Source organism: Peribacillus sp. SIMBA_075, from assembly GCF_046534585.1.
In genome coordinates this window covers 1-23,111 of the sequence record NZ_JAWRYN010000050.1, presented here as the reverse complement: position 1 = coordinate 23,111, position 23,111 = coordinate 1, and the positions used below count along the sequence as shown (strand labels likewise).

At 38.5% G+C, this 23,111-nt stretch carries 27 protein-coding genes; 16 read left to right on the top strand and 11 right to left on the bottom strand.

The window, feature by feature from the left end; genetic code table 11:
• Window positions 1-10: 10 nt before the first annotated feature.
• On the bottom strand, window positions 11-877 hold the full coding sequence (locus SB775_RS23760) for a peptidylprolyl isomerase (RefSeq protein WP_089364650.1): 867 nt from the start codon (window positions 875-877) through the stop codon (window positions 11-13).
• A gap of 199 nt (window positions 878-1,076) precedes the next feature.
• Between SB775_RS23760 and SB775_RS23755 the strand changes: the two genes are divergently transcribed.
• Both SB775_RS23755 and SB775_RS23750 read left to right on the top strand, forming a co-directional pair.
• On the top strand, window positions 1,077-1,160 hold the full coding sequence (locus SB775_RS23755) for a YjcZ family sporulation protein (protein ID WP_061462015.1): 84 nt from the start codon (window positions 1,077-1,079) through the stop codon (window positions 1,158-1,160).
• A gap of 183 nt (window positions 1,161-1,343) precedes the next feature.
• Window positions 1,344-1,427: a YjcZ family sporulation protein gene (locus SB775_RS23750; RefSeq protein WP_061462016.1), complete on the top strand. Its 84-nt coding sequence runs from the start codon at window positions 1,344-1,346 to the stop codon at window positions 1,425-1,427.
• A 112-nt stretch (window positions 1,428-1,539) separates the two neighbouring features.
• Here the strand turns inward: SB775_RS23750 and SB775_RS23745 are convergent, their stop codons facing one another.
• Both SB775_RS23745 and SB775_RS23740 read right to left on the bottom strand, forming a co-directional pair.
• On the bottom strand, window positions 1,540-1,722 hold the full coding sequence (locus SB775_RS23745; RefSeq protein WP_061462017.1) for a hypothetical protein: 183 nt from the start codon (window positions 1,720-1,722) through the stop codon (window positions 1,540-1,542).
• Between the two features lie 108 nt (window positions 1,723-1,830).
• Window positions 1,831-2,217: a DUF3267 domain-containing protein gene (locus SB775_RS23740; RefSeq protein WP_353958006.1), complete on the bottom strand. Its 387-nt coding sequence runs from the start codon at window positions 2,215-2,217 to the stop codon at window positions 1,831-1,833.
• A 395-nt stretch (window positions 2,218-2,612) separates the two neighbouring features.
• Here SB775_RS23740 and SB775_RS23735 point away from each other — a divergent pair, with 395 nt between their 5' ends.
• Complete coding sequence (locus SB775_RS23735) at window positions 2,613-2,939, top strand: DUF1878 family protein (RefSeq protein WP_061462019.1); 327 nt, start codon at window positions 2,613-2,615, stop codon at window positions 2,937-2,939.
• Between the two features lie 2 nt (window positions 2,940-2,941).
• Here SB775_RS23735 and SB775_RS23730 read toward each other — a convergent pair whose 3' ends face one another.
• Window positions 2,942-3,520, bottom strand: a complete 579-nt coding sequence (locus tag SB775_RS23730) for an HTH-type transcriptional regulator Hpr (RefSeq protein WP_061462020.1) — start codon at window positions 3,518-3,520, stop codon at window positions 2,942-2,944.
• A gap of 179 nt (window positions 3,521-3,699) precedes the next feature.
• Window positions 3,700-4,062 (bottom strand): YtxH domain-containing protein, encoded by a 363-nt coding sequence (locus SB775_RS23725; RefSeq protein ID WP_061462021.1) that lies wholly within the window; start codon window positions 4,060-4,062, stop codon window positions 3,700-3,702.
• Window positions 4,063-4,356: 294 nt separating this feature from the next.
• Here SB775_RS23725 and yhzF point away from each other — a divergent pair, with 294 nt between their 5' ends.
• On the top strand, window positions 4,357-4,560 hold the full coding sequence (gene yhzF / locus SB775_RS34715; protein WP_475722836.1) for a membrane protein YhzF: 204 nt from the start codon (window positions 4,357-4,359) through the stop codon (window positions 4,558-4,560).
• A 98-nt stretch (window positions 4,561-4,658) separates the two neighbouring features.
• Here the strand turns inward: yhzF and SB775_RS23720 are convergent, their stop codons facing one another.
• The 3 genes from SB775_RS23720 to SB775_RS23710 all read right to left on the bottom strand — a co-directional run bounded on the left by SB775_RS23720 (window position 4,659) and on the right by SB775_RS23710 (window position 7,119).
• Complete coding sequence (locus SB775_RS23720) at window positions 4,659-5,177, bottom strand: tryptophan transporter (protein ID WP_061462023.1); 519 nt, start codon at window positions 5,175-5,177, stop codon at window positions 4,659-4,661.
• A gap of 126 nt (window positions 5,178-5,303) precedes the next feature.
• The gene (gene serC, locus SB775_RS23715) at window positions 5,304-6,407 is read right to left on the bottom strand and encodes a 3-phosphoserine/phosphohydroxythreonine transaminase (RefSeq protein ID WP_410863609.1); all 1,104 of its coding nucleotides are present in this window, start codon (window positions 6,405-6,407) and stop codon (window positions 5,304-5,306) included.
• A 289-nt stretch (window positions 6,408-6,696) separates the two neighbouring features.
• Window positions 6,697-7,119 (bottom strand): HIT family protein, encoded by a 423-nt coding sequence (locus SB775_RS23710; RefSeq protein ID WP_089364647.1) that lies wholly within the window; start codon window positions 7,117-7,119, stop codon window positions 6,697-6,699.
• Between the two features lie 663 nt (window positions 7,120-7,782).
• On the opposite strand from SB775_RS23710, the gene SB775_RS23705 reads away from it, so the two are divergent.
• From SB775_RS23705 to SB775_RS23695, 3 genes are all read left to right on the top strand, one after another.
• A complete protein-coding gene (locus SB775_RS23705; RefSeq protein WP_061462026.1) occupies window positions 7,783-8,526 on the top strand; it encodes an ABC transporter ATP-binding protein in 744 nt (247 codons plus the stop codon).
• Window positions 8,519-9,727: an ABC transporter permease gene (locus tag SB775_RS23700; protein ID WP_410863608.1), complete on the top strand. Its 1,209-nt coding sequence runs from the start codon at window positions 8,519-8,521 to the stop codon at window positions 9,725-9,727. Before SB775_RS23705 ends, SB775_RS23700 begins: the two co-directional genes overlap by 8 nt.
• A gap of 105 nt (window positions 9,728-9,832) precedes the next feature.
• Window positions 9,833-10,537, top strand: a complete 705-nt coding sequence (locus SB775_RS23695) for an EcsC family protein (RefSeq protein ID WP_410863606.1) — start codon at window positions 9,833-9,835, stop codon at window positions 10,535-10,537.
• 26 nt (window positions 10,538-10,563) lie between these two features.
• Here SB775_RS23695 and SB775_RS23690 read toward each other — a convergent pair whose 3' ends face one another.
• Complete coding sequence (locus tag SB775_RS23690) at window positions 10,564-11,775, bottom strand: M20 family metallopeptidase (RefSeq protein ID WP_410863605.1); 1,212 nt, start codon at window positions 11,773-11,775, stop codon at window positions 10,564-10,566.
• A 93-nt stretch (window positions 11,776-11,868) separates the two neighbouring features.
• Here SB775_RS23690 and SB775_RS23685 point away from each other — a divergent pair, with 93 nt between their 5' ends.
• Entirely contained in the window at window positions 11,869-12,504 is a 636-nt protein-coding gene (locus tag SB775_RS23685) for a phosphatase PAP2 family protein (protein WP_089364643.1), read from the top strand.
• Between the two features lie 166 nt (window positions 12,505-12,670).
• On the opposite strand, the gene SB775_RS23680 is transcribed toward SB775_RS23685, so the two are convergent.
• The gene (locus SB775_RS23680; RefSeq protein WP_410863604.1) at window positions 12,671-13,186 is read right to left on the bottom strand and encodes an antibiotic biosynthesis monooxygenase family protein; all 516 of its coding nucleotides are present in this window, start codon (window positions 13,184-13,186) and stop codon (window positions 12,671-12,673) included.
• 271 nt (window positions 13,187-13,457) lie between these two features.
• On the opposite strand from SB775_RS23680, the gene hemE reads away from it, so the two are divergent.
• The 3 genes from hemE to SB775_RS23665 all read left to right on the top strand — a co-directional run bounded on the left by hemE (window position 13,458) and on the right by SB775_RS23665 (window position 16,359).
• Complete coding sequence (gene hemE / locus SB775_RS23675) at window positions 13,458-14,501, top strand: uroporphyrinogen decarboxylase (protein ID WP_089364641.1); 1,044 nt, start codon at window positions 13,458-13,460, stop codon at window positions 14,499-14,501.
• Window positions 14,502-14,579: 78 nt separating this feature from the next.
• A complete protein-coding gene (gene hemH, locus SB775_RS23670) occupies window positions 14,580-15,515 on the top strand; it encodes a ferrochelatase (protein WP_284471496.1) in 936 nt (311 codons plus the stop codon).
• 268 nt (window positions 15,516-15,783) lie between these two features.
• Window positions 15,784-16,359 carry a TetR/AcrR family transcriptional regulator gene (locus tag SB775_RS23665; protein WP_317778478.1) on the top strand — a complete coding sequence of 192 codons (576 nt, stop codon included), beginning with the start codon at window positions 15,784-15,786 and terminating at the stop codon, window positions 16,357-16,359.
• Between the two features lie 160 nt (window positions 16,360-16,519).
• On the opposite strand, the gene yhfH is transcribed toward SB775_RS23665, so the two are convergent.
• The gene (gene yhfH / locus SB775_RS23660) at window positions 16,520-16,648 is read right to left on the bottom strand and encodes a protein YhfH (RefSeq protein ID WP_081108720.1); all 129 of its coding nucleotides are present in this window, start codon (window positions 16,646-16,648) and stop codon (window positions 16,520-16,522) included.
• A gap of 166 nt (window positions 16,649-16,814) precedes the next feature.
• On the opposite strand from yhfH, the gene SB775_RS23655 reads away from it, so the two are divergent.
• The 5 genes from SB775_RS23655 to SB775_RS23635 all read left to right on the top strand — a co-directional run bounded on the left by SB775_RS23655 (window position 16,815) and on the right by SB775_RS23635 (window position 23,012).
• Entirely contained in the window at window positions 16,815-17,549 is a 735-nt protein-coding gene (locus tag SB775_RS23655) for an MBL fold metallo-hydrolase (RefSeq protein ID WP_061462035.1), read from the top strand.
• Between the two features lie 45 nt (window positions 17,550-17,594).
• Window positions 17,595-18,584 carry a lipoate--protein ligase gene (gene lplA, locus SB775_RS23650; RefSeq protein ID WP_284471493.1) on the top strand — a complete coding sequence of 330 codons (990 nt, stop codon included), beginning with the start codon at window positions 17,595-17,597 and terminating at the stop codon, window positions 18,582-18,584.
• Between the two features lie 158 nt (window positions 18,585-18,742).
• The gene (locus SB775_RS23645; RefSeq protein ID WP_410863624.1) at window positions 18,743-20,287 is read left to right on the top strand and encodes a fatty acid--CoA ligase family protein; all 1,545 of its coding nucleotides are present in this window, start codon (window positions 18,743-18,745) and stop codon (window positions 20,285-20,287) included.
• A gap of 176 nt (window positions 20,288-20,463) precedes the next feature.
• On the top strand, window positions 20,464-20,991 hold the full coding sequence (locus SB775_RS23640) for an HD domain-containing protein (RefSeq protein ID WP_061462037.1): 528 nt from the start codon (window positions 20,464-20,466) through the stop codon (window positions 20,989-20,991).
• Window positions 20,992-21,746: 755 nt separating this feature from the next.
• Window positions 21,747-23,012 (top strand): M48 family metallopeptidase, encoded by a 1,266-nt coding sequence (locus tag SB775_RS23635; RefSeq protein WP_318687731.1) that lies wholly within the window; start codon window positions 21,747-21,749, stop codon window positions 23,010-23,012.
• The last annotated feature ends 99 nt before the right edge of the window (window positions 23,013-23,111 follow it).

The window sequence follows — 23,111 nt, the reverse complement described above, 5'->3', positions numbered from 1 at the left end:
TACTATCCAATTATTTTTCAGCTTTAGTTGCGTCACCAGAAGTGATGGCATCTTTTAGATCTTTATCTTTAATCTTCACGTCAGCTTTTTTGACTTCTGAATTCAAAATATCTTGAACTTTAGCTTGGTCAATTTGAGCGACTTTCAACTTATACTCAAGATCTTTTTTCATATCTTTATATGGTTTCTTTTCTTTTGTATCAAGAAGTTGGATGATGTGGTAGCCATAATCGGATTTAATCGGTTTGCTGATTTCATTTTTCTTCATTTTGTAAGCTTGTTCTTCAAATGCAGGAACCATTTCACCTTGACCGAACCAGCCTAGCTCCCCGCCTTTTTCAGCTGTGCCTGTGTCTGTTGAATATTCTTTTGCAAGTTTAGCGAAGTCTTCGCCTTTGGCCAATTTAGCTTCAACTTCGTCAGCAGTTTTTTTGTCTTTTACAAGAATATGTCTCGCTTTGATTTGTGGTTTATAGTCTTCATAAGCTTTTTTTACGTCTGCTTCTTTTACTTTAATATCAGCAACGGCTGCTTTTTCTTGAAGCATGCCGATTTTAAGTGCACGTTTAAGATCATCTTCGCTCTTATATCCGGAAGAGGCCAGGGCAGTTTGGAAATTTTCACCCATTTGTTTTTTAAGCTCGTCCGTTTTAGCTTTTACTTCCTTATCCGTTACTGTATATTTCTCGGAAAGAACTTTTTCATAAATAAGTTCTTGAAGGACGGCATCACCATAACGGTCTTTCATTACATTGTAAAGTTCTTCTTTAGATATATCTCCCGCTTTAGTTTCCACGACTGCTTCCTTGTCGCTGTTGCATGCTGTAAGTCCGATCAGCCCTGCAGTAACAGCAATCGATAATGCCCATTTCTTCATAAAAACAACTCCTAGTTTTAAGTTTCTGGTTTGCTATTCTTCGTATTTCCACAAAATTAACTATAACATATTCTGGTTAGTTTACAAAAAATAATATATTGGTGTTTGAATAAGAATTTTTGGAAAATGGGTGAACGCCTACCCAGATAAAGAACCATTACATATGATAAATCGAGGACATCCAAAAGGAGGTAGCATAATGAGTAATGGATTTAACGGAGGTTTCGCTTTGTTAGTGGTGTTATTCATTTTATTAATAATTGTAGGAGCATCCTTTTGCTAATAGTTCGCAATATTAATAATGGAAAGAGCCCACTCCTTTTGCCGTGGAGTTGAATAGGATAGGGTAGCCGCTACAAAAAAGATTGAATTGATTATCAAGCTATGAAAGGAATGGATTCCTTTTGGCGGATATAAGAGTGTGCATGAAAATGCTATTACTTAAGAATGGAAGGGAGGAAGATCAATGTCTGGAGGAATAGGTGGAGGCTTTGCTCTAATTGTCGTTCTTTTCATCCTGTTAATCATCATTGGAGCTTCTTGGTTATAAACTCATAAACAAAAGGCGAAGCTGACCGCTTCGCCCTTTTTCTTTATGTGGATAATGCGCCGGGTATCACCAATGTATGTAACAAATGATGGCCATCATTTGTTGCTTATCTCTACGTATACAAAATTTCAATATAGGAGGATAATAACATAATAGTAATTAAAACATTAATGATCCTGAATACTTTAGGCTGCCGGTCTTCAGCAATTTCTTTTTGAATGCATAAAGAGTTTGTCATTCTATTAATATTATAAAGAATCAAAATAGCAAAAATAATAAACCAGAACGAGATCAAAACCTAAAATCCCTCCTTGCAAAACATCATGTATAAATACGATACCAAATTATAATGAAAAAAGATACCTAAAAATCTTATCAGGCATCTTTATGAATAGATAAGGAATCACTTTTGAATAAGTATATCGTATCCTTCTAGATGTTCTTCGATAAATGAATGTCCTGGGGAACCAACCAGGTTTTTTATATAAATAAAATCCGATACGCATAATCCAGTGTGCAGGGATAATAAAATAGTGAAATAATGGATGTAATGTGGAAAACTAAGGGCACAACCAATCAATATGACAGACATAATGAAGAAAGGTAACACAAGGGTCAAGAGATAGAGGTGCTTTCGAATCGGATAATGCACATTGACCCTGCATGTAAGCACAAGTTTCCACTTCAAGGACCAAGAAGTTTTTACTTTTTTACATAAAAATCGTAAAGGTAAATAGTGTAATAGTTTGTGAACAGGATATAATAAGAGCAATAGGCTAAAAAATACCATTGTTTGATCGTCATACAAAACAACATGGGATGAAAAGACACTTAATAATGTATAGATCAGAACAAAAGACATCAATATAGTAAAAACTGAAAATATGATCAGACGGCAATTCCCATATTGTTTTGCCACGTCAATTGTTTTCCACGAATTCATTTAGAATCAGCCCTCCAAAGACCGTTGAATTTACCTACATACATTACGATGAATGGGTGGAAAAAGCAATAGAATTCTTGGATTAAGTTTTATGATAATAATCACTTTAGAGTGGATGAATATTAAAGACGTTTAAGGCCGGGTTTTGGACATGGATTTGGCTGATTTTTTTGAACGTGAAAATCTGATTGGTTTTAAGTCTTTTATGATAAAATGAATGATTGATTGGGGATTAATGATGTATGAAAAATATAAATGAAGAAATAGAAATACTCCGTTTTCATCAAAGGCTTTTATTAAACATGATACGTAATCCGGAGGCCAAGTTGGACTTTCTTTTTGTGGAAAAAAATTTCACGAAGAAGGAAGCGGAAGAGTTATTAGAAACATGTGATATCTTGAGCAAGCGCTACGAAATAGAAAAAGCGGAAGGTTACATGAACTTTCGACCGCTTTTTAATCAATTTGAAAGAAAGGTTAATCCAAGAATAACCATAAAGGAATGCATTGATGCATGCCTCTCACAAGGTTTATATGTATCATTCATGAAGGAAATGGATAGAGTGTGAGATTAAACTGGTTCAGTTTCTTTCTCTATCTTTTTTTTTGTGATTTTACCCTCCACGTCAGTAAATTCCTGATCAATGTTATCGAAGGATCGTTCAAAGATTTGCATGAAATCTTCACCGTATATATTACGTATGACAGCCATCATTTCAATCATATCCGGAAACTTCCCATAAAGCTCACGAAGTGGAAGTGCACCTGAGAAAGCAGAGTTCTTACTTGGGTCATATGTCTCCATTAAATCAAGTAGAAGCTTTTCACCTTCTGGGGTGATCTCTATATACGTATTCCTTTTGTCATTTTCTTTCTTTGAAAAAGTTAAAAACCCGCGTTCTTCTAATTTTTTTGAAAAATTAAATGCCGTAGAAACATGCATGACCCCAAATTTTGCAACATCTGAAATGGAAGAGCCATTAAGATGGTAGGCAATCCAAAGAATATGGTGCTCATTGATATTTAAATCATAGGGCTTAATCCATTGCTGCCAATCTTTTTCAATCGATTTCCATAATGCTTTGCTTAATTGTGCAATTCGTTGACTAAAAATCATTGCTTCTTTCATAGAATAATTTTTATTCTGCATATTATGGGCTCACCTACTTATAAGATTCTGTATATTTATTATGACAATAAAATAAAAATTAATAAAGAAAATATTTGCGAAATTTTTAGAAAATTTTATTTTTTTTAATTGAATTCTCCATTTCACTCCAATAAACCATGTGATTTATTGGTAAAAATGGAGAACCGAGCTTGTGTGTATTAATTTTTGGAAGCAGGGATTGCCCTTTCCAATTCTTTTAAAGAACTTTCAATTTCTTGAACGTTCTTCAATAATTCATTCTTATTGGGTTCGATTTCCTGCTTCCAGTTCTCGATGACGACCTGAACATCCGAAATGAAGGTTTTTACCGTTTCTTTGCTGATTTGTGTAGCTTCCATCGTGTCATCTTTAATATTTAGCATTTTCACCTTTAACTCATCAATTGTATTCTTAATTTCTTCCGTATTCGTTTTGATGCGGGTCCGTAAGTCTTTACCTGAACTTGGAGTAGAAAGTAAGGTTGCTGCACCCGCTACGACCGTTCCGGTTAAAAAGCCAATTAGTAATGATTTTGCTTTCATTAGGATCACCTCATTTTATAATATTGTTTTCGCTTAACATGGTCTAAATCCCTGCTGAAAAAAGCATCAATTGGAAATTATGATAAATAGGGATAGAAATACTATTGATATCAAAATACCATAATTTTCATTCCTATGGAAGAGTATAGACCATTTTATCTTTATATCACAAAAATATTTTTTTAAACTTAGATAGTAAATATATAATATTTAAAAATAACTTGAAGCTTTATTAAAAATGCTTCATATAAAGGAAAGAACAGCATATAGATAGTAAAAACAAGCTGTCGGAACATGGATGGCACTGGTGGGTTAATAATGAAAATCATTTTTTTATTAGGCCTGATATGCTTGTGCGGAATGGGGTATTTTCTACGAAAAGCAAAAACTCCTGGCATCTATCCGCCTAAGAGGGTGCTCCAGGCTAGAGCCTTCGCTATGGGTCTTCCCGGAGGGTTACTGCTTTTGATTTGGTTTATGTGGATATTGATTCATTGATCCTTGGAGGATGATTCTGATTAGACTCCAGATTCATAAGAGTGGAAAAAAAAGCACCGGGCATTCCGGTGCTTTTTTAAATATGATGATCCTGCTGCTTAAGCATTAATGGGTATATTAGATTTTCTTACGATGCCGTTCACAATTGGATAAATGATGACCATCGCAACTGTATTTAGCAGTACGGCAGGAAGCACAACAGCGCCGAAAAGTGCAACGAAAGGCCCTGGAAGGGAAACGATATAATAAGCCGAACCAAGGAAGACAGCACCGGAAATTATTGTTCCTACGGCAGTCAAGACACTAACCGTGACAACGGACGTTGAAAATTTCTTAAGACTGATGAATAAAAGGTAAAACAGAAAGGCTGTTGCCAATTTGTCTATGATATTTGGAATCTGTCCACCAGGAAATGTAGTTGTCATGGCAGAGATGGCTCCAGCAGCCAAGGCGACAATGAATACATTCTTCTTCGCGGGAAACAGCGTGATCGCCAAAAACATCATCAACAGCATCATATCCGGTTTCATTCCAAGGAAGAATCCAGGAATGATAAAATGCAGGGCAGCCCCAATCCCGATTAATAGGGACAGTGACACAAGGGTTTTCGTTTTCATTTACTCATCTCTCCTATTCTCATCTCAACTAACATCTTTTCTTCAACAATGCACTATTGCCTGTTGCAAGAAGTTTAAAATAGTATATCATAAGACCTATTTTTTTAGAAGGTATATTTGTTTGAATTAAAGAGTTTGAGCTTCCTTAGCTTTATACGATTCCTGGAATTTCTTCATGAAATCCGCAAGCTCCTGACAATGGGATAAAGGGACAGCATTATAGATGGATGCTCTGCAGCCACCGATAGAACGGTGACCGTTCAGTCCTACGAATCCGGCTTGCTTCACTTCTTTAAGGAATTGAACTTCAGCTTCTTCAGACGGAAGCGTGAAGGTTACATTCATGAATGAACGGCTGTCTGATAAGGCATGGCCTTTATAAAAGCCATTGCTGCCGTCGATGGCATCGTAAATGACTTTTGCTTTTTCTTCATTGATTTCAGCAATCTTTTCCACGCCACCCTGTTCTTTTGCCCAATCCAATACAAGGGACAATAAGTAAATTGCCAATGTCGGAGGAGTGTTATATAACGAATCATTTTTCGAATGGATAGAATAGTTCATCATGGATGGGATTTTTTCATTATCCGTTATTAAATCCTTACGGATGATAACGACTGTGATTCCCGACGGACCTAAATTCTTTTGTGCACCTGCATATATGATTCCGAATTTACTAACATCAATTTTTTTGCTGAGAATATCACTTGACATATCAGCTACTAAAGGAATGTTTCCAGTTTCCGGGAATTCTTTCCATTGTGTTCCGTAAATCGTATTATTGCTTGTGATATGAAGATATGCAGCATCATCATTCAATTCGATGTCTGCAACTTTAGGGATGAATGTATATTTTTCATCTTTGGATGAAGCTACTACTGCCGTTTTACCAACCTTTTTTGCTTCTTTTAATGCTTTTTCCGACCAAGAACCAGTAAGGACATAATCTGCCCTTTTTCCATCATTCAAAATGTTCATGGGAATCATGGAAAATTGTAGACTTGCTCCACCTTGCAGCAGAAGGACTTCATAATTTTCAGGAATTTCCATAAGGTCTTTTAATGATTGAATGGCATGGTTATGAATTTTTTCGAATTCCGAACTTCTATGGCTTAGTTCCATGACGGACATTCCGGAATCCTCAATATTCAGCCATTCGTTTTGGGCTCTTTGTAAAACTTCTAAGGGAAGGGCAGCTGGCCCAGCGTTAAAATTGCGTGCACGTCTCAAATTTTTTCCTCCTAATACGTCTATGTGTTAAAGTGTTTAAATCTATTTATATCCTACCAGAAAACTAATTTCAATAGGAGAAAAATTTAGAATTTTAGGTAGATAAAAAAATGAAATAGGAAGTAATAGAAGAGGAGGAAATAAATAGGTTCCTCACTTTAAGTGAGGACCTATTTAGGGTGTTTTTTGTCACGTATAACCGAGCTATTTTAGAGAAACCGTTGAACGTAAGTTGTAATATTCCAATAGTTAGGAGGTGGATAATAACCCTTTACAGGTAGCGTAAATTTCACTTAATATGCTGTGCGATGGAGTCAGCGATTTGTTTCAGGTCATCGGGTGTATAGTCGCGTGTATTCGTTTTCCAAACAGCCCCAAAGCCGTCACCTTCCCCGTGCCGAGGAATTAAATGCATATGAAAATGGAAAACGGACTGTCCTGCGGCTTCCCCGTTATTATTTAAAAGATTCAGGCCTACAGGTTGGAATTCCTGTTTCATGGCACGGGCAATTTCAGGTACCACCTCAAAAAGATTCTTGGCAATTTCAGGTGTCAACTCATATAGATTTTCCTTATGTACTTTAGGTATTACCAGGGTATGGCCTTTTGTTACTTGACTGATATCTAGAAAGGCCAGTACATGTTCATTTTCGAAGACTTTGGTACTTGGTATTTCTCCATCGATTATTTTGCAGAAAATGCAATCACTCATTAAAAAACGCTCCTTTAGAAGTTAATGTATTTGGTTAATCGTACCATAGCATGAATCCTTGGGAAAAGGAAAAATCATAAAAACAGGATGCAACATTAAGTTGCACCCTGCTTGTTTGAAAAAGGGGGGGGGGGCTTCAAAATTCGCATTAGCATAAATTCTCTGCGACAAACACCTCATCTACATTTTAGTAAAATACGGTTATTATCTGATTAGAGATTTTCCATTCAAAGCAACCATCTCCTATATCTTTAAAGTTTCATCAACTTACAAAGCATAATTGATAATTATTGAATGATTTTTCTGCTTTTACGTGCAAGAGAACCATCTCCTTGCTCGAAACGATTTTTTTAAATGAAGCTTCTGGTTTAATTCAGTTTTACGTCTTTAACTGACACCTCATTTACAATATGATGTGAATCATTTGTAATAAAACATTTGGGTATTTCAGTGTAATACGTCTTTAACTGACACCTCATTTACAATATGATGTGAATCACACGTAATGACTAACCCCTTCTTCCTTATTTATGATGACCACCAAGCAGGAAAAATATAATTAGTTATTTATGGAAATTTTGTTCCGGGAACACTCGACTATATAAAAGCAGGATAATTTGATAAAATGGAAATAAGAACCTCTATATAGAAAGGATCGTTTATATGTCCTTATTGGAAATCAAGCAATTAGTTGGCGGTTACACGAAAACGCCCGTTCTAAAGGGAATTAGCTTTGACATTCAACCAAATGAGTTAGTAGGGTTAATCGGACTCAATGGGGCTGGGAAAAGTACGACGATTAAACATATCATCGGACTCATGGAGCCGAAAGGCGGAAGTGTTTCGATTCATGGCAAAACACTTGCCCAGGACCCGGATACATATCGTAAGCAATTCACTTATGTTCCAGAAACTCCAATCTTGTATGATGAGCTTACACTTGAGGAGCATTTAAAGCTGACGGCCATGGCGCATGGTTTGGAGGAATCCACATATAAAGAAAGGATGGACGTTCTGTTAAAGGAATTTCATATGGAGAAAAGACTTAAATGGTTTCCGGCGCATTTTTCAAAAGGAATGAAGCAAAAGGTCATGATAATGTGCGCCTTTTTAGTACAGCCGTCTTTATATATCGTCGACGAACCCTTCGTAGGTCTTGATCCATTAGGCATTCAATCCCTGCTTGATTTGATGAGGAAAATGAAAGAGAGCGGAGCGGGAATTTTAATGTCAACACACATACTGGCTACAGCCGAGCGGTATTGTGATTCTTTCATCATCCTGCATAATGGGGAGATTCGGGCAAAAGGCAATCTTGAACAGCTTCGTGAACAATTTTCCATGCCGGGGGCAACTCTTGACGATTTATATGTTCAATTGACGAAAGAAGAAATCGGTCATGAATAGTCAAAATCTCTGGAAGGAAAGATATTTAGGCTATATAAATGAAACGCAAAAATATCTTCGTTACATTTTTAACGGCCATCTGGTTTTTGTCATGGTATTGGTTCTTGGTGGTTTAGCTTATTATTACAGCGATTGGGTGAAGACGTTAAAAAGTGATTTCCCGGCTGAAATGATCATGGCCTTTGTTTTATCGATGATTGTAACCAGAAGCCCGATAAATACTTTTTTGAAAGAACCTGATACGGTATTCTTACTTCCGCTTGAAACGAAGTTGAAAAGCTATTTCAAGAATTCTCTGGTATTAAGTTGGGTCATGCAGGGCTTTATCCTTCTGGTTGTCCTAATTGCATTTATTCCAATGTATACGAAGGTTACGGGTGCAGGAGGAACAGACTTTGGAATCATCCTGGTTGTATTGCTTATTTTGAAGTTTTTGAATTTAACTATGCGTTGGCAAGTATTGAAATATCAAGATACATCAGTGAGCAAGTGGGACGCCTTAATCCGCTTTTTACTTAATGGAGTGATGCTCTATTTCATCTGTTCAAGGGCAAATATACTGTTTGCACTTATAACCATTTTATTATTGTTAGGGCTTTACATGTATTACCGGAGCGCAACTAAAGATTTTGTGTTGAAGTGGGAGCGGCTGGTGGAACTGGAAAATAAGCGGATGAATTCTTTTTATCGAATAGCGAACATGTTTACTGATGTTCCCCATTTGAAAGGGAAGGTAGCAAGAAGGAAATGGATGGACTGGCTTTTATCATTCATTCCATATGGTGAAAAATCAACGTATACTTATCTTTACGCCCGTACTTTGTTGCGATCCAATGATTATGTGGGACTTTGTTTTCGTTTAACTATCATTGGCTCCGTTATTTTAAGTGTATTCACTAACATATGGGCACATTTAATTGTAACTTTTATGTTCCTGTTTATGACAGCCCTGCAATTGTTACCGGTTTGGAAGGCTCATGAATGGAAAGTGTGGGTCTCACTTTATCCATTGCCAGCAAAAATGAGAGAATCTGCAGTCATAAAGCTGATTTCCTTTTTCCTATTATTTGAGGACCTGGTCTTCTGCTTGGTCCTGCTAGTGAAAGGGGAATGGATGTCCGCCTTAGCCACACTGGCAATGGGACTTGTATTCTTATTCGGTTTTAAAAATTATGCAACAAAGAAAATTAAAAACTTTTAATCAGAAGCTGATTTTTCATAAAATCAGCTTTTTCTTTTAAGAAATGAAAATTGAAACTAAAAGCCTCGTAGGGGGTATATACATATTTAATGGAGGTGTTAATTGATGGATGAATATGGACAAAAGGCATTATCGGAACTAGTATCATGGAAAAAGAAAGTAGCCAAGAAATCCGGCAGGCTTGAGCGGATGTCCAAAAAGGCGCAAATCAAAATGAATAGTTATATTCCAGAACGAGTGCACAAAATGATTACTGATAGTATTAAAGGGATGATTGAGGCCGTATTATCAGGTTCGAAATATATGTCTAAAGAAAAAAATGTAGCGCTTCTATCCTTGCAGCAAAAAGAAGAATGGGTTGCGGAAACTGTAACGGCCTATCGGAAAACAGCCGTTATAGAAGGTGTGGGAACCGGAGCGGCAGGGCTTTTAATTGGATTGGCTGATTTCCCATTACTGCTTAGCATCAAGATGAAGTTATTATTCGAAATATCCCGTATATATGGTTTTGATCCAAATAAATATGAGGAACGCCTGTTCATACTCCATATCTTTCAGATGGCATTTTCGAGCGAGGGAAAAAAACTGGAAACATTACGGGTAATAGAAGAATGGGACTCAGGGAAATGGCCGGAAATAGACTGGCAAGAATTTCAGCAGGAATATCGCGATCACATCGATGTCATTAAAATGTTCCAGCTAGTCCCAGGGTTTGGGGCAGCTGTCGGTGCATATGCCAACCATCATTTGTTGGAACAACTTGGGGAGACGGCTGTCAATTGTTACCGAATCAGACTTCTAAAAGAGTAAGGGACGGGAAACCCGTCCCTTTATCATTACCGCAATAAAGATTCATTCACCTTTGGGGATGATTGCTCCTTATTATGATAGGTTACAGCAGCAGTGCCTAATATTTTGGCTGCAATGAGCATCGCTTTTTCATCGAAATCGAACAAAGGATGATGATGCGGGTATGTATGTTCATTTTTTGGCCTGGCTCCTGTAAAGAAGAATGTACCTTTCACATTTTGTAAATAATAAGAAAAATCTTCACCTGTCATATCCGGGTCAATTTCCTCTGTAACCAAAACTTCCTTGATGGACTCAGTGCTTTCAATCATGAATTTAGTTTCCTCATCGTGTGGGATGACAGCCGGATAGCCTTGAACGTATTGATATTCATAGGTGCAGTCCGCAGCTAGGCAGGTTCCTTTAACAATCCGCTCTATTTCTTCCCTTATAAATGAACGGACATCTTCCTTGAAAGTACGGACGGTCCCGATAATTTTTGCCTTATCTGCAATGACGTTAAAGGCATTATCGGCTACAAAGGAACCAACGGTAATGACTGCAGAATCTATTGGATTAAGGCGGCGGCTTACGATTTGCTGTAGGGCCATGACTAGCTGAGAGCCGACTACGATTGCATCGCGGGTTTTATGAGGCTGTGCTCCATGTCCACCCTGCCCTTGAATGATGATCTCAAATCGGTCAGCAGCAGCCATTAGAGGTCCATAAGCGTATTGGACTGTTCCAGTAGGGACCGTAGCCCATAAATGGGTGCCGAAAATTACATCCACTCCATCAAGGCAACCCGCATCAATCATCGGTCTGGCACCCCCTGGAGCATATTCTTCAGCATGCTGGTGGATAAATATATATTGGCCTTCGAGCTCATCCTTCAGGGCATTCAGATTTTTTGCAAGAACCAGGAGAGTCGCTGTATGGCCATCATGTCCGCACGCATGCATGACCCCGGATATGGTTGATTTATAGGCAACTTCTTTTTCATCTTGAATCGGTAAGGCGTCGAAATCAGCGCGCATTGCTACCGTTTTACCAGGCTTACTGCCAGTAATCTTAGCAATAACACCATTACCGCCTACATTTTTCTGATGTTCGATTCCAAGTTTTTCATAATATTCAGCGATGAAGGCAGCCGTTTGGGTTTCTTGAAAAGAAAGCTCAGGATGTTGGTGAAGATAACGCCTGATTGAAACCATCTCTTCATAAGAACCATCTATAAGATCGTGTAATCGCTGTATCATTTTGCACCTCCCAATGATTGGTTTAATTGTAAATAGTATATCATATTCTGAATAATCCAAAGTGAATTAAATACCTTGAGGAGAGTTGTATGAATGATTAAATATTCTTGGATGGCTGTGGTTTTGCTTTGCCTGTTACTATTCTTTTTTTTGATGCATGAAGTCCAGAGTGAGAAAACGCTAGCGTTCGATACGTATATTGCAAAACTTTTTGCCGTGGGTGAGAATACTATTCCGTTCACTTTCTTCAAGTCCATTACCTATCTTGGTAAATCCAAGGTCATTGGAATTGTAAGCTTACTATGTGTCCTGTATTTATGGATAATAAAGAAGAATTATTTGCCCATGGCCGTCTTTTCTATCGGAATGGCTGGCGGCGATGTTTTAAACGAGTGGATAAAAAATCATACTCAAAGGGTGCGTCCTGAGAACCATTTGCTGGAGACAGGCGGCTACAGTTTTCCAAGTGGCCACGCAATGTTAGGACTTATTTTCTTCAGTATGGTTGCTTATTTCATTCTAAAAGAAGTTAAAGGTAACTCATTGAAATGGGTAATGGGAATCGGTTTCGTTTGTCTGGTTCTGCTAATCGGGATCAGCCGGATCGCCATGAACGTTCATTTTCCAACTGATATTTTGGCAGGTTATGCATTAGGAGCTGCATACAGTTTAACCTTGATTAATTTGTATAAGTTCGTAAGACGGAGGAGCATTTATAAAAAAACATGAGATCTTTGTATAAATCCGTTACATTTCCCCGGAAATAAAGAAGGAATTTGTCGGATTGTTTATTGGCTTAATACATTCTTTTCATAATTTGGACGTCCAAAATAACGCTCTGAAACCGAAAAGCCCCATCCTTGAGTGGATGGGACTCTTATTGATCAGGAAAAGATTATTCTTGGGGATCCTTCACCAATGTATACTGCGTTACATAGGCTTCACCAGAAAACATCTTCTGACTGGAATTCGTAATAGTATCTTTTGTGTCGCTGTTATAGACCTCCTGATAGGAACTGGATTTCTGCCAGCTCATAAAGTCAGCTTGTTTCTCCCAAATCGTTAAAATTACATAAGTTTCAGAGTTGATTGGCCTCAGGATACGGAGGGCGACGAAACCTGGTTCATTTTCAATGAAACCGGCCCTTTTTTTAAAACGATGTTCGAATACCGGCCGTCCTTCTTCACTGACAGGGATATTGTTCATGACTACATATCCATGATCTTGAAGGTGTCCTTTCCCATCCACTACTTCATATTTACGTGGCGAGCTGAAGAGCGTTTTACCTGATGTTTCATGTAAAAGGACTGTAGTGCCAGAATTTTGCATAAGTAATATTTTTTCATTCGGGTGCTTATCTTTTTTGATTTTCAAAAAATCGTAGGTGCCTGTAGTGATGAATACATTCATAAATTCCCCTCCAATTTCTATATAGTAACTGTATACCCATTTTACCCAATGAATAATGCTTTTACCATTTCCAATCAAACCAAAAGGCTTGGAAATCGGTGAGATTTTTATAAAAACGTCGATTTCCTGACAAATAAATATGTTGGCTATACTTCTATTATAGAAAAAGCTATAGTTTAAGGAGATTCGATTTGAAATTCAACATCCTTCTGATATTCTATGTAAGTAATGAATAAAAATAGAAACGTGATTGCTTGAAAGGTGGATATTAATGTCTAAGGAAATTACGAATGATACATTTTTAAAAGCTGCGAGAGGAGAGAAAACGGATCATGTGCCTGTTTGGTATATGCGCCAGGCTGGCCGTTCACAGCCGGAATACCGTAAATTGAAAGAGAAGTACTCCCTTTTTGAGATTACTCATCAGCCGGAATTATGCGCTTATGTAACTAGATTGCCAGTTGAGCAATATGATGTAGACGCTGCAATTTTATATAAAGATATTATGACACCGCTACCAGCCATTGGTGTGGATGTTGAGATACAGTCGGGAATCGGTCCAGTCATATCCAATCCGATCCAATCGTTGACAGATGTTGAAAAGTTAGGTGAATTGGACCCAGAGAAAGACATCCCATATGTGTTGGACACGATTAAATTATTGACCACTGAACAATTGTCGGTACCTTTGATTGGTTTTTCCGGTGCACCATTCACCATTGCTTCATACATGATTGAAGGCGGCCCTTCCAAAAACTACAATAAGACGAAAGCTTTCATGTATTCCGAGCCAGTGGCGTGGTTTGCTTTAATGGATAAGTTAGCCGATATGATCATCATCTATGTCAAGTCACAAATTAAAGCTGGCGTTAAAGCCATCCAAATCTTTGATTCATGGGTGGGTGCATTGAACGTTGAAGATTACCGCGTATTCATCAAGCCAATCATGAATCGTATTTTTTCTTCATTACGGGAAGAAAATGTACCGCTAATCATGTTCGGGGTCGGTGCGAGTCACTTGGCACTCGAGTGGAATGATCTTCCAATTGATGTGGTCGGGCTTGATTGGAGACTTCCAATTCCAGAAGCAAGACAAATGGGAATACAGAAAACGGTTCAAGGTAACCTTGATCCTGCCCTGCTATTATCATCATGGGATGTTATAGAAGATCGGACGAAAAGGATCCTGGATCAGGGCATGGAACAGGATGGCTACATCTTTAATCTTGGACATGGGGTCTTCCCTTCCGTAAACCCTGAAACACTGAAAAGGCTGACCGCCTTCATTCATGAATATTCATCAAAAATGAAGTAAGGTGAGCGAACCATTTGCTAAGAATCCTTAAATGGATGCACAATAAAAGAACGAAATCTTTAAAAGAGGTGTAATTTGATGTCAAGAAAAAAAATGGGCCTTCTAGTCATGGCTTATGGTACTCCGTACACTGAAGAGGATATTGAAAGATATTATACACATATTCGTCATGGGAGACGACCAAGCGATGAATTGATTGCTGATCTAAAAGGCAGATATGAAGCGATCGGTGGATTATCACCGCTGGCAAAAATAACTGCGGCACAAGCTGAAACCCTTGAAAAGCAATTGAATTCCGTTCAGGAAGAAATTGAATTCAAGGCATATTTAGGACTGAAACATATTGAACCTTTTGTTGAAGACGCAGTGAAACAAATGCATGATGATGGTATCAAAGAAGCGGTAAGTATTGTATTGGCACCGCACTTTTCAACATTCAGCGTGAAGTCTTATAATGGACGTGCTCAGGATGAAGCCGCTAAATTGGGTGACCTGACCATCACTTCTGTTGAAAGCTGGTATGATGAGCCGAAATTCATTCAATATTGGGTAGACCAATTAAAAGAAGTAATCGGGAAAATGACCTCGGAAGAGCGCGATAATTACGCTTTGATTGTGTCTGCGCATAGCCTCCCAGAAAAGATATTGCAATTAGGAGATCCATATCCAAATCAACTGAAAGAAACTGCAGACATGATTGCAAAAGGCGCAGGGGTTACCAATTACGCAGTTGGCTGGCAAAGCGCTGGACAAACACCTGAACCATGGTTAGGACCGGATGTACAGGACTTAACCAGAGATCTTCATCAAGCAAAAGGTTATAAAGCTTTCATTTATATACCTGTTGGTTTTGTTGCTGAGCATCTTGAAGTCCTTTATGATAACGATTATGAATGTAAGGTTGTAACGGAAGATATTGGTGCAGGTTACTACCGGCCGGATATGCCCAATGTTAAACCTGAATTCATCGATGCATTGGCCACAATCATTTTAAACAGATTACAGGAAAAATGATTGGTTAATAAGGGATATGCAGTTCATCCATGATTGCGATGACCCTACATATTTTTTAAATGAAGTTGAAAGATACGCCACATCTGGAAAAGCGTATCCTGGTGATGAAATTTTATAACCTGTTTTAGGAAAGTGGCTGTCCAGTAATGAGGATGGCCATTATTTCCCTAGAAAACTGAAAGTTTTATTGAAAAGACTGAAAATTTTTGGTATGATATTGTTGAACTTAATGACCGTTTTGTCCGTTTGGTCAGAAATGAGGTGGGAAATGTCTGTTGATCGTAAAAAATTAATTCTAGAAGCTGCGACCAAGTCGTTTTCACTTTTTGGATATAAGGCAACGACGATGGATCAAGTCGCTAAAATTGCGAATGTGGGGAAAGGTACAATTTATACCTTTTATAAAAATAAAGAAGAGCTGTTTAAAGAAATCGTTCAGCGGATGATAGAGGAAATGAAATATGAGGCGGAACAATCTTTGGATGAACAACTATCCTTTTTTGAAAATCTGCATCGGGCTGTTTATCGAATCCTGGAGTTCAGGCAGGAACATCAATTATCTTTAAAACTTCTTCAGGAAGAGCGGGAAATTGGTACTCCGGCCGTTCAGGAAATGATAAATGAAATGGAAGAAGCCATTGTATCTTACATTAAGGAAAAACTTAAAATTGCGATTGATAAGGGCTATATACAGCCTTGTGATCCAGAGATAACAGCTTTCCTGATGCTAAAGATGTACCTTGCCCTTATTTTTGATTGGGAAAGGAATCATGCCCCATTAGGGAAAGAGGAAATTGCTGAACTATTTAAAATATATTTATTCAAAGGATTATCCACTCCGTGATAATTCTATTTTTTTGGCTTAAAATGCAATGAATCGAAATAAAGAAGAGAAACCGATCATCGGTATCTCTTCTTTATATTTGGGATGGTTTTCAGCTGCGAGACTGAATTTATATGAGATCATCCTGCTAATTGGGAAGCGGATGGTGAAACACAAAACACTACTCTCCAGAAAGGCAATGATCACAGTGGTTTCCATAACATTCGTGCTGTTCTTCGATTTTTTTTCCGCATTCCATGCATTGTTTCGGAGGCAGGTTTTTAAAGAACTCAATGCTACTTTGAATCATGAACATCATCTCCTGTATTATTATTCGCTTTTCTATAATTACATTGTATTATAACAGTGTTGATGTGTCAACGTTTGTTTTATAACATAAGTAGAAAAGGTGAAATAAGGGTAAGAATAGTTTATATTAATGGGGAAGTCATTGAGAAAAAAAGGAGTGCCTAAGTATGAAAATCACCGTAATTGGCTGCTGGGGCGGATATCCAGCTAAAAATGAGGCAAGTTCCGGCTATTTGCTTGAATATGAAGATTTTCGCATTCTGCTTGATTGTGGCAGCGGTGTTCTATCACAGCTGCAAAATCATATGAAGCCGGAGGATCTTGGTGCAGTTGTATTATCCCACTATCATCCGGATCATGTAGCGGATGTTGGTGTCCTGCAACACGCCGCGCTCATACAGCAGATATTGGGCAGCGAGAAAAGGACCATTCCTATTTATGGCCATGATTTAGACGAAGCCGAATTTGGAAAGTTAACTTATAAAGATGTGACAAAGGGAATAGTCTACTCTGCTGATGAACCCTTAACAATAGGACCGTGTACATTCACATTCATGAAAACGAAACATCCAGTACCATGTTTTGCTATGAGGATTGAAGCTGAAAATCATTCGATTGTTTACACAGGTGACAGTTCATATATGGATGAGCTTGCAGATTTCGCTAAAAACGCAAATGTTTTATTATGTGAAAGTAACTTTTACAGCGATATGGATGGTTCAAAGGTGGGGCATATGACGGCTAGAGAAGCTGGCATGCTAGCAGCCAAGGCCGACGTACAGCTTTTGCTGTTAACTCATCTCCCTCATTATGGGGATCTTAATCAACTTAAAAAAGAAGCATCAGAGGTATTCAAAAGGGAAATAGCTGTAGCTAAAACCAATCTCGAATTCCAACTATAAATGAAATATTAATGGTATGAATGAAGTCTACAAGGAGGAACAACTGTGCTTTTTATTGATAATAATGGAATTACGGATCCAAGAATTAATCTGGCCATCGAAGAATATGCGCTTAAACATTTAAATATAGATGAGACCTATCTTCTATTCTATATTAATCGTCCTTCAATCATCATAGGAAGGAATCAAAATACGATTGAAGAAATCAATGCCGATTATGTAGATGGAAATGGCATTACCGTTGTTCGCCGCCTTTCAGGGGGTGGAGCGGTTTATCATGATTTAGGGAATCTCAATTTCAGTTTCATTACGAGAGATGATGGGGATAGCTTCCATAATTTTAAGAAATTCACCCAGCCTGTCGTGGAAACGCTCGAAAAACTAGGAATACAAGCTGAATTAAGCGGACGTAACGATATCCTGGCTGAAGGAAAGAAAATTTCCGGAAACGCGATGTTTTCAACGAAGGGCAGAATGTTCAGTCATGGGACATTGTTGTTTCAATCAGAAATGGATCACATTGTATCCGCTTTAAAAGTGAAAAAAGATAAAATCGAGTCTAAAGGGATTAAATCGATAAGAAGCCGCGTCGGTAATATCGCTGATTTTTTAAAAGAACCGATGTCTGTTGAAGAATTCCGCTCATTCCTACTGCAAAATATTTTTAAGGAAAGCGGTGAGGTCACTGAGTATGTTTTAACGGAGGCGGATTGGGAGAAAATTCACAAAATCTCGGAAGAAAGGTATCAAAACTGGGAGTGGAACTACGGAAAATCGCCTAAATTCAACTTACAAAACTCGCATAGATTCTCGGTGGGATCTGTTGATATCCGTCTTGAAGTTAACAGGGGAATCATTGAGCATTGTAAAATCTACGGTGACTTCTTCGGGGTCGGAGAGGTTGCGGATATTGAACAGAAGCTTACTGGATCACGCTATGAAAAGAAAGCTATCAGCAATGTACTAGATGAGATAGATGTTCGGCATTATTTTGGCAATGTAACGAAAGAAGAAATATTGGCCCTAATATATTAAGCCTGAAATGCCGTCCTGACTAAGTAGGACGGTTTTTGTGTCTAATTATGACAGTAATTGCTTGAATTTGGATAAAATTGTTGCTGTAATCATTTTCTTTTAATATAATAAAAATGAATGATTACTCATTCATTATATTTGCAGGGGGAGGGAGAATGATGAATTTATCTGAACAGCTTCATCAAACTGCTTTAAGAAAGGCGGACAAGCCAGCTTTTTATTTTATGGATCAATCCACCTCATATGGGGAATTGGATAAAGCCGTTTCGAAGTTTGCAGACGAATTACATAGGCTGGGTGTTTCAAAAGGTGATAATGTTGCGCTGGTTTTAGGCAATTCTCCACATTTCATTATTTCGTTGTATGGAGTTTTACGTACAGGGGCGACCGTAATTCCCGTAAATCCAATCTACACACCTGACGAGATTGGATACATCCTGAATAACGGCGATGTAAAGGTCGTTGTGGCATTAGATAAGCTTTTACCCTTATTCGAGAAAATGAACTCGATCCTCTCAAGTGTAGATAAGTATGTAATTTGTGAAACACAGCCGGAAAATGGGGAAACTAGCAAATTGAACATCTATCCAAAAATGAAATCGTTTACAAAAATGGTCGAGAAAGGGGATGAAGGCTATAAAGGACCAGAACTGGATCCTGAAGATACGGCAATCATACTCTATACTTCCGGGACAACGGGAAAACCAAAGGGGGCCATGCTCACACATACCAATATATTCTCCAATGCACATGATGTTGGTGAATATTTAAAAATCACGGAAAATGACCGTGTCATTACGACATTGCCAATGTTCCATGTTTTCAGTTTAACGGTAGTTGTAAATGCCCCATTATTGAGTGGAGGTACGCTTTTAATTGTCCCGCAATTCAGTCCAAAGGAAATATTCAGTCAAATCAAAAAATATAATGCAACCGTTTTCGCTGGAGTGCCTACGATGTATAATTTTCTTTTCCAATATCCACATGTAAAAGAAGACGCTTTGAAGTCATTGCGGATATGCATATCAGGTGGATCCGCCATGCCAGTTTCACTGCTTGAATCATTCGAGCGGAAATTTAATGTCAGGGTTTCAGAAGGGTATGGCTTATCAGAAGCATCTCCTGTTACCTGCTTCAATCCTTTGGATCGTCCAAGGAAGGCAGGATCCATCGGAACCTCCATCCTCAGAGTGGAAAACAAAGTCGTCAATGAGCTTGGGGAAGAGGTGCCGATCAATGGTGTAGGAGAATTGATTGTCAAAGGTCCGAATGTAATGAAGGGGTATTATAAAATGCCTGAAGAATCGGCGGCGGTCTTGAAAGGTGGCTGGTTATATACAGGCGATTTAGCCAGGATGGATGATGAAGGGTATCTTTTCATTGTAGACCGTAAGAAGGAACTAATCATCGTCGGTGGCTATAATGTCTATCCACGTGAAGTGGAAGAGATTCTGTACGGCCATCCTGAAGTAGTTGAGGCAGCGGCTATAGGCGTGCCGGATCCTAATCAGGGAGAAGTTGTTCACTGCTTCGTGGTAAAGAAAAACAGTGCATTGACCGAGGAAGAACTACTTGCCTATTGCATGGAACACTTGGCTAAATATAAGGTTCCGGCAAAAATTGAGTTTTTGGATGAATTGCCAAAAAACACAACCGGTAAAATTTTACGACGTTCCTTAAAAACCCATGTTATACAAAACTGAATTTGGCTAATCAGAAGGAGACCATTGCCTATAACTTGCAATGGCCCTTTTTTTGTACAACCAATGTGCATCTCGCTGCATAAAATATATCGGGGTAGCTTAAAGCCTTGATTCTTGTTTCGAAAAGAGTTATGATTGTCATTAAAAATTTCCACATAATTGTAAGGAGGGTTTAGATGAGAGATGTAAAGCTTTTAGATGTTTTTACACATCCCATTGCTCAAAAATACTTGAACCGTTCAGGTCTGGCACATGCGATTGCGGTAGCCTATCATTCGTTTCACCTAGCAAACGAATATAAGATAGACCCTGATATTGCGGCTAAAGCAGGACTTCTGCATGATATGGGCCATTTCACCTGGTATCGCAATGGTAAGTGGGATTATGATCTGTACAAACAAAATGATATCCATCCTATTAAAGGTGCAGAACGAGCACATAAACTGTTAATCCGTTTGGGAGAGAACCCGATAAAGGCAAAGACCATTTCCCTCGCCATTTTATTTCACACCGATTCGTTTTTACCTTCAAATGATATTATTCGAACACCGCTTCAGCAGGTCGTCAAATGGGCCGACGAAAAAGATGAAGAAGAAGGTGGAAAACACCATTACCGCAAAATTGATTTTCTCCGGGCAAAGGAAAGCATCATGAGACTTGATACACTCATTGATGAGGAACAAAAAAGAAGGCTATCATCCTGAAGGCAAACGGGTGATGGCCTTTTATAGTTTGAATTTTGATTTTATCTTTAATTCACTTAAACCTTTTCTATTGAAGAAGCTGCAGCAGGTGGTGAAAAATCACCAATATCTTCGGGCAAGGAAATAGAAAAATTAGAGGGTCTTTTTCCAAACGCGAGCATGAACTGCTTATTCTGCTCACTGAATGCCAAACGAATTAGCAAATTTCAAAAAAACTTTTTCTATCCATCGGCACGGTGCAGGGTATACAGAAAACTGAATCGCCCGAAGCTTATGGCACTTTTGTATAGTTTTAAAAATAGCATCGTGAAGGGATGACCACTAAAGCCCTCCGCTCCGTTAATTGGCTTGTTTCAAAATGGCCTACCCTGGTTCTTTATCGGATTCATATTCACCGCAAGGACTTTGATGAGACGATTTTCATCTTAAATCAAATATGGGTGGCGGCAGTATGGACAAATTAGGCGGTGCCTTAATCCCGAAAAAGAAAATCGACGGGTCTGCGATCCTTTTTATTTCTTCACCTATACCTTGTAATGCCTCCCATCCTCCGCTTCATTTATCTTAAATGTCTCTGGTACAAGCTATATGTTCCGCCTCCTTGTATTTCCAGACCATATCATCGTGAAGTGCATTTAATGATCAAGATTGTTTGAACATTTATGGAATAAATAATTATAGAAGGAAAATGGGGTTCTAACCTGTCCATTTTGGATTAAACTAATAAGAGGGAGATTCGTTTAAGGAGGGGCATCATGGTTAGAAAATGGGCAGGAAGAGCGATTCTATTATTTATCTTTTATGCAGCAGTGATGTATTGGTATATTTTTTACGGGGCGGATACTTCCATTCCCGAAGCATTGCGTGGTACTGCAGCAGACCCTGCAACATTTTTGAATGCTAGGGAACTAAAGCTTAGCGAAGAATATTCAGGCCTGCGAAATTTTATTTTTTTCGTTTCTACGCCATATGAATGGCTGCTGTATTTCTTCATTTTATTATTTGGCTTTTCAAAAGTTTTTGAAAAGTCATCTTTGGCGGTCTCGAAACGGAAAGTGATCCAAACGGGCATTTACTTATTCTGGCTTTCCGTGATTTCTTACCTGGCACTATTTCCAATCCGCTTCATTGGTTATCGGATAAGTAAAAGTTACCATATCAGTACACAAAGTTTCACCTCGTGGATGAAGGATGGAGTCATCGAATTCTGGGTGAATTTTGGGATGATGTTCATCATCGTTTCCGTCTTATATTGGTTAATGAAGAAAAGTGTGAAGAGGTGGTGGCTTTATGCTTGGATGTTGTCCATTCCATTTACCTTGTTCTTGATGTTTGTTCAGCCTGTATTGATTGATCCGCTGTATAATGAATTCTATCCGCTCAAAAATAAAGAGCTGGAAACGGAAATATTGGCGCTTGCCTCACAGGCTAATATTCCGGCTGAACACGTATTTGAAGTAAATATGGCGGAAAAGACAAATGCCTTGAACGCATACGTGAACGGTATAGGTTCCAACTCTAGGATAGTCCTTTGGGATACGACCCTGAACAAGCTAAAGGAAGATGAAATCCTTTTCATCATGGCACATGAAATGGCCCATTATGTCGAAAAGCATATTTATATAGGGATTGCAGGTTATATAGGAATGACTTTAATCGGTCTATGGCTGACATCGAAAATCATGAATTATATCATAAGGCGCTGGGGCCACCTGTTAAAGGTACGTACGGTTGATAACATTTCTTCTCTTCCATTATTTCTTTTAATAACGTCTGTGCTGCTGTTCGCTGCCAGTCCGCTGTCCAATTATGTTTCCAGATATCAAGAAACGAGGGCTGACCGTTATGCCATTGAAATGACCGGGGATAAAGAATCAGCAATCACCACCTTCCAGGAACTCACGAGGTCGGGTTTGAGCCAGGTCAATCCGCCAATCCTGGTAAAGTGGCTGCGGTATTCCCATCCAACCATGCTCGAGCGGATTTCCACGGTTGAAAATGCAGATACAAAGGGTGATTGAAAGCCAGCTGAAAATCAGCTGGCTTTTTTTCGTGCGCCCGGCATGGGTGCAATCTATAGGGTGGAAGTCCCGAATCATGAAGGCAGTAGTAGTGGTTAG

Bases quoted from the DNA above. Each gene is read 5' to 3' on its own strand.
- hemE (WP_089364641.1), top strand. From the start codon at position 13,458: ATGTCTAAGGAAATTACGAATGATACATTTTTAAAAGCTGCGAGAGGA.
- SB775_RS23710 (WP_089364647.1), bottom strand. From the start codon at position 7,119: ATGAGTGATTGCATTTTCTGCAAAATAATCGATGGAGAAATACCAAGT.
- yhzF (WP_475722836.1), top strand. From the start codon at position 4,357: ATGGATGGCACTGGTGGGTTAATAATGAAAATCATTTTTTTATTAGGC.
- SB775_RS23655 (WP_061462035.1), top strand. From the start codon at position 16,815: ATGAAAATCACCGTAATTGGCTGCTGGGGCGGATATCCAGCTAAAAAT.
- hemH (WP_284471496.1), top strand. From the start codon at position 14,580: ATGTCAAGAAAAAAAATGGGCCTTCTAGTCATGGCTTATGGTACTCCG.
- SB775_RS23755 (WP_061462015.1), top strand. From the start codon at position 1,077: ATGAGTAATGGATTTAACGGAGGTTTCGCTTTGTTAGTGGTGTTATTC.
- SB775_RS23665 (WP_317778478.1), top strand. From the start codon at position 15,784: ATGTCTGTTGATCGTAAAAAATTAATTCTAGAAGCTGCGACCAAGTCG.
- SB775_RS23680 (WP_410863604.1), bottom strand. From the start codon at position 13,186: ATGAATGTATTCATCACTACAGGCACCTACGATTTTTTGAAAATCAAA.
- SB775_RS23750 (WP_061462016.1), top strand. From the start codon at position 1,344: ATGTCTGGAGGAATAGGTGGAGGCTTTGCTCTAATTGTCGTTCTTTTC.
- SB775_RS23645 (WP_410863624.1), top strand. From the start codon at position 18,743: ATGAATTTATCTGAACAGCTTCATCAAACTGCTTTAAGAAAGGCGGAC.
- SB775_RS23725 (WP_061462021.1), bottom strand. From the start codon at position 4,062: ATGAAAGCAAAATCATTACTAATTGGCTTTTTAACCGGAACGGTCGTA.
- SB775_RS23760 (WP_089364650.1), bottom strand. From the start codon at position 877: ATGAAGAAATGGGCATTATCGATTGCTGTTACTGCAGGGCTGATCGGA.
- SB775_RS23685 (WP_089364643.1), top strand. From the start codon at position 11,869: ATGATTAAATATTCTTGGATGGCTGTGGTTTTGCTTTGCCTGTTACTA.
- yhfH (WP_081108720.1), bottom strand. From the start codon at position 16,648: ATGATTCAAAGTAGCATTGAGTTCTTTAAAAACCTGCCTCCGAAACAA.
- SB775_RS23705 (WP_061462026.1), top strand. From the start codon at position 7,783: ATGTCCTTATTGGAAATCAAGCAATTAGTTGGCGGTTACACGAAAACG.
- SB775_RS23640 (WP_061462037.1), top strand. From the start codon at position 20,464: ATGAGAGATGTAAAGCTTTTAGATGTTTTTACACATCCCATTGCTCAA.
- SB775_RS23635 (WP_318687731.1), top strand. From the start codon at position 21,747: ATGGTTAGAAAATGGGCAGGAAGAGCGATTCTATTATTTATCTTTTAT.
- SB775_RS23695 (WP_410863606.1), top strand. From the start codon at position 9,833: ATGGATGAATATGGACAAAAGGCATTATCGGAACTAGTATCATGGAAA.
- SB775_RS23730 (WP_061462020.1), bottom strand. From the start codon at position 3,520: ATGCAGAATAAAAATTATTCTATGAAAGAAGCAATGATTTTTAGTCAA.
- SB775_RS23690 (WP_410863605.1), bottom strand. From the start codon at position 11,775: ATGATACAGCGATTACACGATCTTATAGATGGTTCTTATGAAGAGATG.
- SB775_RS23720 (WP_061462023.1), bottom strand. From the start codon at position 5,177: ATGAAAACGAAAACCCTTGTGTCACTGTCCCTATTAATCGGGATTGGG.
- SB775_RS23735 (WP_061462019.1), top strand. From the start codon at position 2,613: ATGAAAAATATAAATGAAGAAATAGAAATACTCCGTTTTCATCAAAGG.
- SB775_RS23740 (WP_353958006.1), bottom strand. From the start codon at position 2,217: ATGGTATTTTTTAGCCTATTGCTCTTATTATATCCTGTTCACAAACTA.
- SB775_RS23700 (WP_410863608.1), top strand. From the start codon at position 8,519: ATGAATAGTCAAAATCTCTGGAAGGAAAGATATTTAGGCTATATAAAT.